Below are 14,562 nucleotides of genomic sequence, written 5' to 3' on the forward strand. Positions count from 1 at the left end.
ATGTTTCAATAATGAGAGCGGAAGACGGGGCTCAAACCCGCGACCCTCAGCTTGGAAGGCTAATGCTCTATCAACTGAGCTACTTCCGCATCTCTATTTTTGTGGGCAAAGATGGATTCGAACCACCGAAGGCGTAAGCCAGCAGATTTACAGTCTGCCCCATTTGGCCACTCTGGTATTTGCCCTTTAGCCATTGAAACCTTAACAACAGATGTTGCTTTTTTCAATTGCGATGCAAAGATACAACTATTTTTTTAATCTGCAAGTGAAGTCAATCATTTTTATTGCAGTAATTGCACATTCGTCACCTTTATTTCCTAATTTTCCACCGGCTCTGTCCTCAGCCTGCTCCATATTATTGGTTGTAATCAGACCGTAAATCACTGGTGTATCGGTTGTTGCATTCAGGTGAGCTATACCTTGTGTAGTTCCGGCGCATACATAGTCAAAATGTGGAGTATCGCCTCTTACAACGCATCCTAATGCTATTATTGCATCGAACTTATTGCTTTTTATCATTTGTGCCGATCCGTAAGTAAGTTCGAAGCTTCCAGGTACAGTCTGCACATGTATGTTCTCATCTTTCGCTCCGTGCTTTTTCAGAGTCTTTACTGCACCATCCAGTAACGCTCCTGTAATATTGCTGTTCCATTCAGATACTACTATTCCGAATCTCATTTCCGATGCGTCGGGCACTGAATTGAAGTCATAATCCGATAGATTGTGATAAGCTGTTGCCATGATTTTATAAGTTTAGTAGAGTTAAGATAAAAAAACAAGCACGGAACTCCTTTTGCGCATAACTTTTCCTGCGCCGGAAATCCGTGCCTGTAAGTAATAAGTTTATTATTTAATAGAAGCGCGTTCTATATATTTGTCAATATCCATTGCCTGATATGAGTTGGCATAATCTTTCTTTACAGTTTTGTATGCTTCAACTGCTTCAGCATTCTTTCCCTGTTTTTCAAGAATCTGTCCTGCTTGAATCAGGTAAATAGGGCTCAATGAAAGGCTGTTGGCACGTTTGGCAGCTTTGATAAGTGTAGCGGCAGCTTTGTCCAACTGTCCCATCTGTGCATAGCAGTTACCCATAGTACCAAGTATTGCAGGAGCAACCAACTGGTCGTCACCGTCGAATTTACTCAGATATTTTTCTGCATCTTCATATTTGCCAAGCTGAGCGTAGCAGATACCTGCATATGCGTTGGCAAGGTTTCCGGCTTTTGTTCCGCTGAATTCGTCAGCCAATTTAACGAAGCCGGCAAATCCAAGGCTGTCACCGTTTAATGCTGCTTCATAGTTGTCAGCACCAAAATATTGTTCACCTTTGAAGATAGCTTCAGAAGCTTTTAATTCTTTAGGTTCAGATACAAAGTTCTTATATGCCATGTATCCGCCTACGATAACTACCAATGCAATAACTGCACCCAATAACAAATTCTTGTTTTTGATAAGGAAATCTTCAGAATTGCTGATAGTTTCATCCATGTTCAGCAAATCATTTGTGTTTTTTTGTTGACTCATTGTTATATTATTTTTTATTATTATTTCTAATGTGTATTTCGGACAGCAAAAGTAATTTATTTATGTTTATAAACGAAATTTGTCGGCATCTTTTTTTACCAATCATGCTTTTATTGTTAATTTTGTGGCTAAAACATGACTTAATTATGTGGCTTAAACGCATCTCCATATTAAATTACAAGAACATAGAACAGGCAGAGCTGTCATTTTCTCCCAAAATGAACTGTATTATAGGCCGTAACGGTATGGGAAAGACCAACCTTATGGATGCCGTATATTACCTTTCATTCTGCAAGAGCGCTACAAATCCCATTGATACGCAGAATATATTTCACGACCGTGATTTTTTTGTGGTGCAAGGCTTCTATCAGACTGACAACGGTGAGCCGGAAGAAGTATATTGCGGACTCAAACGAAAGCAGAAAAAACAGTTCAAGCGCAATAAAAAGGAATATACCCGACTTTCAGACCATATCGGCCTCATTCCTCTTGTAATGGTTTCTCCATCCGATTCAGTACTGATATCAGGAGGAAGCGAAGAACGCCGCCGGTTTATCGATGTCGTTATTTCCCAGTTCGACCGTGAGTATCTGGATGCGCTTATACGATACAATAAGGCCATGCTCCAACGTAATACATTGCTTAAATCGGAAGTGGAGCCTGAACCGGAACTGATGAACGTTTGGGAAGAGATGATGGCCTCGTCCGGCGAGGTTGTATATAAGAAACGCCGTCAGTTTATCGACGAGTTTATCAAAGTGTTCCAGTCGTATTATTCCTTCATATCCGAGGATATGGAAACAGTAAGTCTTGAGTACGAGTCACACGCTTCGCAAGGAAACCTGCTGGAGATAATCCGTGGCAGCCGTCAGAGAGACTTGATTATGGGATACTCCCTTAAAGGGATACACAAGGACGATCTGATAATGAAATTAGGTGATTTCCCTATAAAGCGCGAAGGTTCACAAGGGCAGAACAAGACATATCTGATAGCATTGAAACTGGCTCAGTTTGAGTTTCTGAAACGTACAGGAAGCCGTACAACCCCTATAGTGCTGCTAGACGATATATTCGACAAGCTCGACGTCCATAGGGTAGAGCAGATAGTAAAACTTGTGGCAGGCGACAGTTTCGGTCAGATATTCGTTACTGACACCAATCGCGACCATCTGGACAAGATTTTAAGGAAGATAGACGGAGACTATAAACTGTTTGAAGTGGAGAACGGAAATATAACAGAAAGAAAGGAAATGTCGGATGAAACGGAATAATACAGAAAAACTGGGCGATGTGATAATGCAGCTTTTACGTCAGGAAGGGCTGGAGACACCCCTTAACCAATATCGGCTTATCGATTCGTGGAAAGATGTTGTAGGTCCTGCAATATTCAGACATACCACCAACATATATATAAAGAACCAGACCTTATACGTACAGCTCTCGTCGTCTGTCATACGTCAGGAACTCCAGATGGGACGTGAGTTATTAATAAAAAACCTGAACTCCCGTGTAGGAGCCCAGGTCATTACCAATATCATTTTTTGCTGACATATCCATTTTCGGTCCAAACTTCATCCATCTCGACGTCATGTTCGCTGTGCGGAATCTCTTCGCTTAGCTGAAAGCCGAAACATACTCCAATCTTGAAAGTGTTCAGCTTTTTCAGGAAACGGTCGTAGTAACCTTTTCCCCTTCCTAGTCTGTTGCCGTGCCTGTCGAATGAAACTCCCGGTATTACCGCCGCGTCAATCGATATCAGGTCGTTATAGGCTTCTCCCTGCGGTTCGTCAATATTGAAACTGCCTTTCTGCATACATTCGCTGCCGGCATAAACTCTTATTTCAAGTTCATCACCTTTTACCACCGGCAGCAGGATAGTTTTCTCCTTGCTCCATTTCTCAACAAAATCGTGGGTAAAGACCTCGTCAGGAAGCGAGTAATACAGCAGTACCGTCTTTGCACATTTCAGGACAACATTATCTTCCAGCTTTTCCATTATTGTGGAAGATAATGCTTTCATCTCGCTTTCCGAAAATTCTTTTTTCTTTTCGGAAATGCGTTTTCTTATTTCATCCTTTGTATCCATCAGGCAGCTTCTTTATCAGTAGTTCCCTCGTCTGTCATTTCAGGCGCTTTAGGTACAGACTCGCCTTTCTCCAATACCTCAACAGCTTTCAGAACCGTATTGTCTGACTTGTTCAGATATTTGATATATTCTTCTATACCCAACATGTTGTAAATAATGTTGCCGTATATACTTGTTTCGAACAATTCTTTCGATGTAATCAGCATGTTGTTTCTTCTCTTCAAGCCTTTCTTTTCTGCCCATTTTGAGAATTTCACCAGCAGATTTTGTGTCTTGAGATAGTCGCACAGCTCGTCTCCTGTTTTATACTCCATCAGTTTGTTTCTGTTCTGGTCTGTATAGTCGAAAGCATATCTTATGATAAGACCTCTATTGGCAGCCATTCTGAAATAAGATGTCATGCCCAAAGTGTCGTGCGGAACGAAAATGTCAGGCATTATTCCTCCTCCGCCATAAACCTTTCTTCCTATTCCGGTATAGTAGATTTCCTTCTCATTCTGCTTGATGCTGTCTGCCGAGAAGAACTCGCCATGCTCATATCTAGTCAACAGGTCCATTTCGTATTCAGCACCGTTTCCTTGCTCGTACGGCTTCTGGATACATCTTCCCGATGGAGTGTGATATCTGGCGATTGTCAGTCTGATGGCAGAACCGTCGTTGAACTCTATAGGCTGCTGTACAAGTCCTTTTCCGAATGAGCGTCGTCCGATGATAGTACCTCTGTCGTTGTCCTGTATTGCTCCTGCAAAAATCTCGCTGGCAGATGCCGAACCTTCGTCCACCAGGACTATGATTGGCAATGACTGGCTGCTTCCTGTTCCGTTTGAAGTATAGTTCTCTCTTGGATATTTTCTACCTTCAGTATAGACTATAAGTTTGTTTGCCGGAAGGAATTCGTTCACCATCTGTATGGCAGCCGCCATATATCCACCTGTATTTCCGCGCAGGTCAACTATAAGTCCCTGCATATTCTCCTGATTCAATTTAGCAAGTGCAAAAAGCAGTTCCGGATAAGTGGTTTCTCCAAATTTGTTTACTTTTATGAATCCCCACTTGCCGTCAATCATATATGCCGCGTCAACGCTCTTGACAGGAATATCACCTCTTATAATAGTGAAATACAGTGTCTCAGTCTCACCGGGACGGAAAATGCCCAGTTTCACTTTACTTCCCTTTTCTCCTTTCAGCCTTTTCATGGCTTCGCTGTTGGTTACTTTCTTTCCTACGAAAGCCGAGTCGTCAACCTCAATGATACGGTCGCCAGCCATAAGTCCCACTTTTTCCGAAGGGCCTCCTGGTATTACACTGTTTACGTGAATTGTATCGTCCTTAATCGTGAACTGAATACCTATACCGCTGAAATGTCCTCTCAGTTCAGAATTTACTTCCTCCAGCTTTTGTGCCGGTATATACGATGAATGAGGATCCAGTTCCGACAGAATCAGAGGCATTGTTTTTTCCACCATGTCTTCCATGTTGACGGTGTCAACATACGAATCGTTTACAATTCTCAGAAGAGCGTTGATTTTGTTTGACGACCCCTTTATTACTCCAAGCTTGTTTCCTGAGTAAAGATTGGTGTAAAACACACCTATTGCTATACCAATCACTATGCCTACGGCAAGCAATATCGGCATGAAACGTTTATACTTATTGTCCATATATATAGATTTTATGTTATACAGTTTGTTATTCGTTTTCCAGACAGACTACCTCAATACCTGCTTTCCTGAGTAGGTTGAGTCCGTCTTCCAGACGATATTTTTCTCCATACACCAGTCTTTTTATACCTGCCTGTATGATAAGTTTTGCACATTCTATACAAGGTGAAGTGGTGACATACATTGTTGCTCCCTCACTGCTGTTGTTTGAGCGCGCAATTTTTGTTATTGCGTTAGCTTCAGCATGCAGTACATAAGGGATTGTCAGTCCCTCTTCGTCTTCGCATACGTTGCTGAATCCTGATGGCGTACCGTTATAACCGTCTGATATTATCATCTTGTCTTTCACTATAAGGGCTCCCACCTGACGGCGTTTGCAGTATGAGTTTTCAGCCCATATGCGCGCCATGCGCATATATCTTTTGTCTAATATTTCTTGTTTGTTTTCCTGTTCCATAATTATTGATTTAAAGAACCTAAGGGATAAAATTGTATGTATTCTGATTTATTTGAATTGAATAATTTTATACATTTAGAATCTCCTCTATAAAAATTAGCAGATTTTATGGCATCATAAAAAGTTTTATCCAGACCGGAAATATTACCTTGGGTCTGTATGTTTATATAGAAGCTTTTATCTTTGCTCATAGCATTCCATGTTCCTTTAAACGTGAAATTTTCACCTTTACCGGAAACATTACCGTTTTCTTCAAATATAATATTGTAATAATCTGTCTTTTTGTTGATTTGACTCAAATCGTCAATATTTAAATTAAGTTTATAGTTATTATCGTCTTTCCAATTGGTTGTGGTATATGAACCACTCCAATGCCATGTCTTATCGTTTGCAAAGATTTCGAATACATCATCCTCCTGATTGCATCCGCATAATGCGATTGAAAGTACAATCAGCGTGAATATATATTTTATTGTTCTTGTCATATAAAAAATTATTTAATTCCATTTCTTCTAAGTAAAGCCTCAATACCCGGTTCCTGTCCGCGGAAACGTTTGTACAGTGTCATAGGATGCTCTGTTCCGCCTTTCGACAGTATATTGTCTCTGAAAGACTGTGCCACTTCGCGGTTGAATATACCTTTTTCCTTGAATACTGAGAATGCGTCCGCATCAAGCACTTCAGCCCATTTGTAGCTGTAGTACCCGGCAGAATATCCTCCGGACATGATGTGTCCGAACTGTACACTCATACATGTGTCATCTACCTGCGGAAGAAGCTGTGTCTTTTCCCATGCCTTCTTTTCATATTCCTTCACGTCGCCGTCGAATGCTTCTTTTCTTGTGTACCATGCCATATCCAGAAATCCGAAACTCAACTGTCGCAGACATGCATATGCCACGTTGAAGTTCTGCGAATCGATGATACTCTTGATGAGGCTCTCTGGAATAGCTTCACCGGTGATATAATGTCTGGCAAATGTGTTCAGGAATTCCTTTTCCACCGCAAAGTTCTCCATAATCTGTGATGGAAGTTCCACGAAGTCCCAATACACGTTGGTTCCGCTCATACATTGGAATCGTGTGTTGGCAAACATTCCGTGCAGCGCATGACCGAATTCATGCAGGAATGTGTTTACTTCCGAGAATGTTAGCAGGGCAGGCTTGTCGGCTGTAGGTTTTGTGAAGTTCATCGTAACCGAAACATGCGGGCGGCTGTTCGTTCCGTCATCTTCTATCCACTGCTCCTTGTAGCTAGTCATCCATGCTCCGGAACGCTTGCCTTCCCTTGGATGGAAGTCGGTGTAGAGCACAGCCAGGAAACTTCCGTCGGCATCAAACACTTCGAAAGCCTTTACGTCAGGATGATACACCGGTATATCCTTGTTCTCACGGAATGTTATTCCGTATAGTCTTGTGGCAAGTCCGAATACACCTTCTTTCACCTTTTCAAGTTCGAAGTATGGTCTCAACGCCTCTTCGTCAAGGCTGTATTTGCGGCTTTTCAGCTTCTCGGCATAGAAAGAGAAATCCCACGGCATAAGTGTGAAACCGTCTCCTTCGGTTTCCTTTGCCAACTGTTCTATCTCTTCTATCTCCTTATGTGCGGTAGGGGAGTATGCTTCCAGCAGGTCGTTCAGGAGTCTGTAAACATTCTCACTGTTTTCTGCCATTCTTTTTTTCAATACATAGTCTGCATATGTCTCGAATCCCAGCAGTTGAGCAATTTCCATACGCTTGTTTACCAATTGTTTCACAATTTCGATATTGTTCCATTCGTCATTGTGTGTACACTGTGTATTGTATGCCATATACATCTGCTTTCTCAGTTCACGGCAGTTGCTGTATTTCATGAACGGCACATAGCTAGGAGCCTGCAGAGTGAATACCCATCCTTCCTTGTCTTTACCTTTTGCTGTATGTTCGGCAGCTTCCACAGCGCTTTCAGGCAGTCCTTCCAGATCGTTCTTGTCTGTGATGTGCAGTTCGAATTTATTGGTTTCCTTCAGGTGGTTCTGCGAGAATTTCAGCGTAAGCGTACTCAGTTCGGCAGACAACTTTCTGAAAGTCTCCTTGTCATCATCGTTCAGGTTGGCGCCGTTTCTGATAAATCCGTCGTATGTTTTTTCAAGCAATCTGTTCTCTTCTGCGGTCAGCTCCAGACTGTCTTTCTTTTCATATACTTTTTTCACCTTTTCGAACAATACCGGATTCAGACTGATGTTATTACTGTGTTCGGTCAGTTCAGGCATCAGCTTTTCCGCTATGGCATCCAGCTCGTCGTTGGTTTCGGCGCTCATCAGATTGAAGAACACTGTAGTTACCTTGTCCAGAAGTTTTCCCGAATGTTCCAGTGCCAGTATTGTATTTCCGAAGTCCGGCTCTTCCGTATTTTCGGTAATTGCCTTTATCTCTTCGTCTTCCACCCTCATGCCTTCCCTTATGGCAGGTTCGTAGTCCGAAATTTTAATTCTGTCGAAAGGAGTGGTATCGTGCGGTGTGTTATATGGTTGTAAAAATGGATTTGTCATATTTATATATTTTGATATTTCTAAAAACTAACAACTAAGAACTGACAACTCAACAGTTAATTCTTCACCTCCTCGGTAAGTTTAGCCAAGTCCTCTATGGTTATTTTCTTTCTTCCCAATGTTAGTATTCCTTTTTCCTGAAATTCGTTCAGGGCTCTGGATACGTTTATTCTTGTGTCGTCTATCAGTGAAGCCAGATCTTCCATCGTGATGAACAGTGTTTTCTTTCCGTATGGAATCACACATCTCAGCGCGAAGAAGTTCATAAGCTTTTCTTTGGTACATCCTATGTGCGAGTTCCACAGCTTGTTGTTCGCAGTCTGTGCCCTGTTGCTCAGGATGTTCAGATAGTTCAGGTTGAAAATTTCGTATTTGCACAGATTTGTAAGAATGTAGCTTTTGTCAATGTTCAGAGTATCTACATCCCCGGTTGCAGTGTACGATGCATTATATTTTGTGCGCATCCCGAATAGTGACTGTGGTTCTATTATGTATGGAGCCTGTACCTCTTCCACAATCTTGAAGTTGTGTATCGGATCGTTTGTTGTGACGGCAACCTTGCCTTCAAGTATGAAAATCAGACTGTTGCATCTGTCATCCTGCGAAACGATGTTCTGTTTGGCTTCATATTTATGAAATCCCATTTTCACCTTTTCTATGATGCTGGTTATATTTTCTTTAGTCAATCCCTGGAACAGTGGCAGCTCCAGTAGTGTATCGTACATCGAAACCTTCATAATCCGTTAAATTTATTGAGTGTAAATCTTTATTTTAACATACAAAGTTAACAATTTATTTTGTATCACTACATCAGTGTGTATATTGATTTTAGTATTTTTTTCCTTAATGTGTATGAATAATGATTTTTTATGTATTTTTGTAATGTAAAAAATATATCATTAAAATGAAAACGTTATTTATCCAGCCTGCATCGGTTCCTTTTTTGGGAGCGTTCGATGTTCAGCAGTTTCTCAGTGCATTCATAGTGTTGTTTGCCGTGATAGATATAATTGGTTCTATTCCAATCATTTTGGATTTGAAGCAGAAGGGTAGGCCTGTAAATGCTATGAAGGCTACACTGATAGCTTTTGCCCTGCTGATAGGTTTCTTTTATGCCGGCGATATGATGCTTAAACTTTTCCAGGTTGACATTGCATCCTTTGCTGTAGCCGGTGCCTTTGTTATTTTTATGATGTCGCTTGAGATGATTCTGGATGTGGAGATATTCAAGAACACGGGTCCTATAAAGGAAGCTACCCTAGTACCTTTGGTATTCCCGCTGTTGGCAGGAGCCGGAGCATTCACAACGCTGCTTTCATTGCGTGCCGAGTATGCCCCTATTAATATAGTATTGGCACTGACACTTAATATGGTGTGGGTATTCATAGTTTTGAAGCTGACAGACGTGATAGAACGTTTCCTTGGAAAGGGCGGAATATACGTAATCCGCAAATTCTTCGGTATAATTCTACTGGCTATTTCTGCCAGACTTTTTACAGCAAATCTAACTTCGTTGATAGAGCAGTTTCAGGCTTTGAAATAAGGCTTTGATACGTTTAAAAAAAACGGGCGTTCATTTAAGGTGAAACGGACGCACGTTTAAAGTGAAATGGGCGCACGTTTAAAGTGAAACGTACGCTCGTTTTTTACCCCTTATTTCTGTACTCCAAAGGACTCATTCCAACGTGTCGTTTGAAGTACTTTCCGAAGAACGACATATTGGCAAAATTCAGAGAATCCGATATTGCCTGAATGCTTTGTTGTGTAGATTTCAATTGCGATTTAGCGTCCATTATCACCATCGATGATATTATGTCCGCACAAGTCTTTCCTGTGGCTTGTTTCACTATTGAACAAAGGTGAGCATGCGTAATCCCCAATTTCTCGGCATACCATGCCACGTTCCTGTTGTCGTTGTAGTGCTGCATCACCAGTTGAGTGAATCCCTTGCACAGCTGCTCGCTTTTTGATGAGGCTATGTCATCCTTTACCGATTTCTTCTTATATATTAATGAGATGCCTTTGTGCACGTCGGTGAAAATATTGTCCGCAATTTCCATCCTTATTTTTTCGTCCAAGTGTTCATATACATCTATCATAAGGTTGTAATACTTTTCTGTCATCACGGCACCCTCGTCAGACAGTGATAATTTGGGCTTTCCCAAAGTGGAGTAGATGGCATCAAGTAGAATTTTCGATTTGTCGTTTTTTTCTATATATCTTGACGAGAAACCTAAGAAATATATTTTCAAGTTTCCTTTCAGGTCGTTAATCTGAAAGATGGAGCCAGGCATCAGCGTTATTATATCGTTTTTCCTTACCGTGAGGTGGTTCAGGTTGACAGATGCTTCAATTTCTCCATCCATACATAGTGCAATGATTTCACATTTCAGTCGGACGGGATAGTTTTTGTACATTCCCAGCAGTTCTTTGCTTATGTCTGTACCAGACAGCCAGTCCTCAGGCAGATCGAATTTAGGTATTGTATTGTCCATTGTAGTATAGTTTACGTTTATGCACAAAAGTAATAAATTTGAAGTATAGACCAATGAATATATTAATAAAAGTCTATAAAATATTAAAATAATAACGATTGTGAATAAATAAAATCTTGCATATATTAAAAATAGGACAAAAATATCAAGAATAGACCTTGCAGGGGATTGCGTTGTGGCTTTACTTTGCATTTGGATTTTAATAAATTAGATAGCTAAAAATGAAAAAGTTTATTTACTCGTTTATGCTTGCAGTCGTTGGTATGACTACAGCATTATTTACTTCATGTACAAATGAAGAATCAATTAATTTCCCTATAGAGGAAGAACTGGCCGGTAATTATAAAGGTAAGCTTGAAGTAACTGTAGATGGACAAAATCTTGGAGAACAGTCACAAAAGATTACAGTAGAAAAAGCCAGTGAAAAGTCAATTAACCTGTCACTTAAGAATTTCTCTTTTATAGGTATAAATTTAGGTGATATTGAATTGAATGATTGTCCTTTATCCGAAAACTCAGGTAACTATGCTTTTACAGGTACTACATTGTTGGATACAGAAATGCTGAAAGCTGATGTAAAAGCAACCGGAACTATAGGTGGTGGTAAGGTAGAAATAAGTATGGATATTGATGCAGATCTTGCAGGGGTTAAACAGTCTGTAAAGGTGGTTTATACCGGTGAGAAACTTAAAGGTACTGAGAGTTCTGAGGCAAAGATTACAAAGTTTATTTTCGATAGAAATGTAGCTGCTGTTGATTCTTTGGTTATTTCTCAACCTGTAATAGATGAAGAATCAAAAACTATAACTTTTATGGTGGCAGATACAGCTAAAGCTGAGCATCTTGCTGCTTTGGTTCCTACAATTGAGGTATCGGAAAAAGCAACTGTAACTCCAGGAAGCGAGGTGGCTCAAGATTTTTCAAATGGAAGAAAAGTAAAATATATTGTTGAAGCTGAAGATGGAACTACAGTTGAATACACAGTTTCTATCAAAGGATTTGGTGATTATTTTGGATTTGAAGAATGGTATGAAGGTGGAATCTATCCTGATATCCCAAATGTGAACCCTTGGGCTTCATGTAATGCGGCAGTTGCGTTGATAAAAAATATGGGACCCATATTGGGTGGTCCAACTTATGAAGGAGGTTATCCTATTGTTGCTACTGATGATGCTTATTCTGGAGAAAAAGCTGCAGTTTTGGAATCGGTTGATACCAAAGGTGGCAGTATGGGAGGAACTAAAGTACCTAAAGTTACAGCAGCAACAGTATTTTTAGGTAGTTTTAATGCATTTGCTGGTTTATCTAATCCTATGGCAACTACCAGTTTTGGTATTGTTTATGAAAAACAGCCTTTGAAGGTTACTGGATATTATAAGTATACTCCGGGAAAAGAATTTTATAATAGTGACGGTGAACTGGTTGAAGGAAAAGTTGATGAATGTTCAATGAGTGCTGTACTTTATGAAATTACTGATGATAAAGAAACTTTAGATGGAAGTAATATCTATTCTTCTGACAAAATTGTAGCTAAAGCAATGTTCAAGAGTAGTAAAACTGTAACTGAATACACTCAGTTTGAATTGAATTTGGAATATTTGAAAGATTACGATCCTACCAAGAAATATAAATTTACGGTTATACTCTCAGCTAGTGCGGATGGTGCCGCATATAATGCTGCAGTAGGAAGTAAGTTGATTGTAGATGATGTGATTGTAGTCAATAAGAAATAATTATCTATATCTAATTTAAAAGAGGAAAAAAAGAGAGCTCGGATTTTTCGGGCTCTCTTTTTTCTCTTTTAGAACTGATATCCAAATCCGAAGTTCAGATAAATTGGATACATGGAAAATGTGATAGTCTTAAAATTGTTGTTGAATATATCATTAAGTCCCCAAGTTAGGTCTGCATGTACAGTAAGGTGCTTGTATGCTTTCCATTCACCACCTATCTGTGCTCCCCATTGAAATTTCCTGAGTTCGTTTGAGAAATCATATGTGGCAATATTTTCTCCTTCAAATATTATTTTTGAACCGGTAGCATCAGGTGTACGTAAATGTCCTTCGTAAACGTTGCCGTCAAAATCTCCATCCATCATATATGAAAAGTAAGGCCCTGCGGATATTTTCCATCTGTCGCTGATTTTATACACTCCAAGTACGGGGAAAGACAGAAGAGACATTTTTGCCCTTGTTTTTACTCCCCCTGTCCATAATCCTTCAACTTTTCCTCCTGTTTCGCTTATGATGGCCATATTATAGTTCTTTACTGTTGCTTCGGTCTTCATGTCTTTACTGTCAAGTCTGAGTCCAACACTTATTCCGAAATTTTTCTTATTGTTGATCCATTTTGTGGCATATCCTTCTATAGTAATAGCAAGTCCAGGAGAGTAGCTGTCAATGCTTCTTATTTCTTGAGGTAGTGGTATAGGTGAAGATCCACCGATATTTATTCCTGCTCTTACATCATAGCTTATCCCGTTGAGGTAAGACCATATCAATCCCTTGTGTGTGTTTTCGTTTTCTGATTTTGAATATGAAATTTGCAATGAGCATGCAAGGCATATTAATGCCATTATTATTCTGTTTGTCATTTCTTTTATTGGTTATTTGTTTCACATACAATTTCAAGTTCATCTACCCAAAGTGTGCTTCCTATTGCACCAATGAAGTATGCGCCGTTTATACTTGAAGATAATACAATTGCTAATTTGTATTTTCCGTTTTTCAAATTGTCCATATCTATGGATTTTCCATTTTTAGTTTCGAACGGAATGTCGAAATATGTCCATTCGTCTGTTTCTTTAGCGTCCTCAGCCTTAATACGAGCTAGATTTACTATGCTAGGGTCGGTCAATGAATTTCCACCATTAAGGAAAAAGTCGTTATTCTGTGCTTCATACATTACAGCATAAATATCGAAGCTGTCTTTGCCGTCAATAGGTTTTTTTTCTGCATCAGTCATTTGTTGGCCGGCTTTGAATTTGTAATATCCGGTCATTCGGGTAGGTATCTTTGTAAATGGATAACCGAATAGTGTAGCTTCAAGTGGCTTTAAAACTGCATTTGAAGATTCGAAAGAGCCTATGAAAAGGTTTCCTGCAGCTATAGGCATACTTACCTGTTGTCCGAAACCTCCTGTATCCTTGGTCTCAAGTTTTATGCAATAGCCTTTTTTACCTTCAGCTACTTGTGATGTTGGGTAGTCGTTGGCATTGTTTGCAATACCGGTAAGTTTGTACCCTGGATTTCCGCTAGCCCATTGCAGCTTTTTGCTTTGGTCGCTTAGATATAGGATATGATATGGATTTGTTTCCGCAAGATTGTCAAAAGAATATAGTAGAGGTAGCTCCATTTTGAAAATGCTGATATCGTATTCGGCATTATTGCTTTTATCTTCTGATGTTACAATAAATTTCCTGTTGTCAGACAAGCTGAAATCATAAATAGGAGGATTGTCTTTGGGTTGCTTTTCTTTTGGTTCTATAGTAGCACCTTCCGGCAATTCGAATACCAGCTCTTGTTGTGAGATATCTGCTCCATCCTGTACGTAAATATCAATTTTTTTGTTTTCGCTGTTGATAGTCAGTAGTTGGATGCTTGAACCTTTGCATCCGTCAATTGCTGCTTCAACATTTAGTGCCTCTTCCTGTATGCATGAAGCTAGGCATAGAGATAAAGTAAGTCCTGTGATAAAAAAGTGTTTTTTCATACGTAAATATTAAGCGTCCTACACATAGAGTAGGACAGGTTTATACTAAAATTGATATAAAACCGAGTGTTTTGACAAAAGAAAGATTAGCACTCATG

At 39.9% G+C, this 14,562-nt stretch carries 15 protein-coding genes and 2 tRNA genes; 4 read left to right on the plus strand and 13 right to left on the minus strand.

Going from position 1 to position 14,562, the window contains the following annotated elements:
* Positions 1-16: 16 nt before the first annotated feature.
* From H6A61_RS14000 to H6A61_RS14015, 4 genes are all read right to left on the minus strand, one after another.
* A tRNA-Gly gene (locus H6A61_RS14000) sits at positions 17-89 on the minus strand.
* A gap of 13 nt (positions 90-102) precedes the next feature.
* Positions 103-185 (minus strand) — tRNA-Tyr (locus tag H6A61_RS14005).
* 61 nt (positions 186-246) lie between these two features.
* On the minus strand, positions 247-741 hold the full coding sequence (gene ribH, locus H6A61_RS14010; RefSeq protein WP_154044360.1) for a 6,7-dimethyl-8-ribityllumazine synthase: 495 nt from the start codon (positions 739-741) through the stop codon (positions 247-249).
* 105 nt (positions 742-846) lie between these two features.
* The gene (locus tag H6A61_RS14015) at positions 847-1,524 is read right to left on the minus strand and encodes a tetratricopeptide repeat protein (protein WP_154044361.1); all 678 of its coding nucleotides are present in this window, start codon (positions 1,522-1,524) and stop codon (positions 847-849) included.
* Positions 1,525-1,670: 146 nt separating this feature from the next.
* Between H6A61_RS14015 and recF the strand changes: the two genes are divergently transcribed.
* Both recF and H6A61_RS14025 read left to right on the plus strand, forming a co-directional pair.
* Positions 1,671-2,795 (plus strand): DNA replication/repair protein RecF, encoded by a 1,125-nt coding sequence (gene recF, locus H6A61_RS14020; protein WP_204394481.1) that lies wholly within the window; start codon positions 1,671-1,673, stop codon positions 2,793-2,795.
* Entirely contained in the window at positions 2,782-3,072 is a 291-nt protein-coding gene (locus H6A61_RS14025) for a DUF721 domain-containing protein (RefSeq protein WP_154044363.1), read from the plus strand. Before recF ends, H6A61_RS14025 begins: the two co-directional genes overlap by 14 nt.
* Here the strand turns inward: H6A61_RS14025 and H6A61_RS14030 are convergent.
* Genes H6A61_RS14030 through H6A61_RS14055 form a run of 6 tightly spaced genes read right to left on the minus strand, consistent with a single transcriptional unit; the run spans position 3,059 to position 8,995 of the window.
* Positions 3,059-3,610, minus strand: coding sequence for a 5-formyltetrahydrofolate cyclo-ligase (locus tag H6A61_RS14030; RefSeq protein ID WP_204394482.1), 552 nt, complete (start codon positions 3,608-3,610; stop codon positions 3,059-3,061). The two genes, H6A61_RS14025 and H6A61_RS14030, sit on opposite strands and share 14 nt — an antisense overlap.
* Positions 3,610-5,271 (minus strand): S41 family peptidase, encoded by a 1,662-nt coding sequence (locus H6A61_RS14035; protein ID WP_430746817.1) that lies wholly within the window; start codon positions 5,269-5,271, stop codon positions 3,610-3,612. The genes H6A61_RS14030 and H6A61_RS14035 overlap by 1 nt, the downstream gene beginning before the upstream one ends.
* A 28-nt stretch (positions 5,272-5,299) precedes the next feature.
* Positions 5,300-5,728 (minus strand): deoxycytidylate deaminase, encoded by a 429-nt coding sequence (locus H6A61_RS14040; protein WP_204394483.1) that lies wholly within the window; start codon positions 5,726-5,728, stop codon positions 5,300-5,302.
* Between the two features lie 2 nt (positions 5,729-5,730).
* Positions 5,731-6,213 (minus strand): DUF4847 family protein, encoded by a 483-nt coding sequence (locus H6A61_RS14045; protein WP_204394484.1) that lies wholly within the window; start codon positions 6,211-6,213, stop codon positions 5,731-5,733.
* An 8-nt stretch (positions 6,214-6,221) separates the two neighbouring features.
* Positions 6,222-8,258 (minus strand): M3 family metallopeptidase, encoded by a 2,037-nt coding sequence (locus tag H6A61_RS14050; RefSeq protein ID WP_204394486.1) that lies wholly within the window; start codon positions 8,256-8,258, stop codon positions 6,222-6,224.
* Positions 8,259-8,314: 56 nt separating this feature from the next.
* Positions 8,315-8,995, minus strand: a complete 681-nt coding sequence (locus H6A61_RS14055; protein WP_154044368.1) for a Crp/Fnr family transcriptional regulator — start codon at positions 8,993-8,995, stop codon at positions 8,315-8,317.
* Between the two features lie 167 nt (positions 8,996-9,162).
* On the opposite strand from H6A61_RS14055, the gene H6A61_RS14060 reads away from it, so the two are divergent.
* Positions 9,163-9,801, plus strand: a complete 639-nt coding sequence (locus tag H6A61_RS14060; protein WP_154044369.1) for a MarC family protein — start codon at positions 9,163-9,165, stop codon at positions 9,799-9,801.
* Between the two features lie 103 nt (positions 9,802-9,904).
* On the opposite strand, the gene H6A61_RS14065 is transcribed toward H6A61_RS14060, so the two are convergent.
* Positions 9,905-10,753: a helix-turn-helix domain-containing protein gene (locus H6A61_RS14065; protein ID WP_204394488.1), complete on the minus strand. Its 849-nt coding sequence runs from the start codon at positions 10,751-10,753 to the stop codon at positions 9,905-9,907.
* Between the two features lie 221 nt (positions 10,754-10,974).
* Here H6A61_RS14065 and H6A61_RS14070 point away from each other — a divergent pair, with 221 nt between their 5' ends.
* Positions 10,975-12,486, plus strand: a complete 1,512-nt coding sequence (locus H6A61_RS14070; RefSeq protein ID WP_204394490.1) for a PCMD domain-containing protein — start codon at positions 10,975-10,977, stop codon at positions 12,484-12,486.
* 68 nt (positions 12,487-12,554) lie between these two features.
* Here the strand turns inward: H6A61_RS14070 and H6A61_RS14075 are convergent, their stop codons facing one another.
* Both H6A61_RS14075 and H6A61_RS14080 read right to left on the minus strand, forming a co-directional pair.
* On the minus strand, positions 12,555-13,346 hold the full coding sequence (locus H6A61_RS14075) for a porin family protein (RefSeq protein WP_204394492.1): 792 nt from the start codon (positions 13,344-13,346) through the stop codon (positions 12,555-12,557).
* Between the two features lie 5 nt (positions 13,347-13,351).
* Positions 13,352-14,464 (minus strand): PCMD domain-containing protein, encoded by a 1,113-nt coding sequence (locus H6A61_RS14080; protein ID WP_204394493.1) that lies wholly within the window; start codon positions 14,462-14,464, stop codon positions 13,352-13,354.
* Between the last annotated feature and the right edge of the window lie 98 nt (positions 14,465-14,562).

Source organism: Bacteroides caecigallinarum (assembly GCF_016901995.1).
Taxonomy (GTDB): domain Bacteria; phylum Bacteroidota; class Bacteroidia; order Bacteroidales; family Bacteroidaceae; genus Phocaeicola; species Phocaeicola cellulolyticus.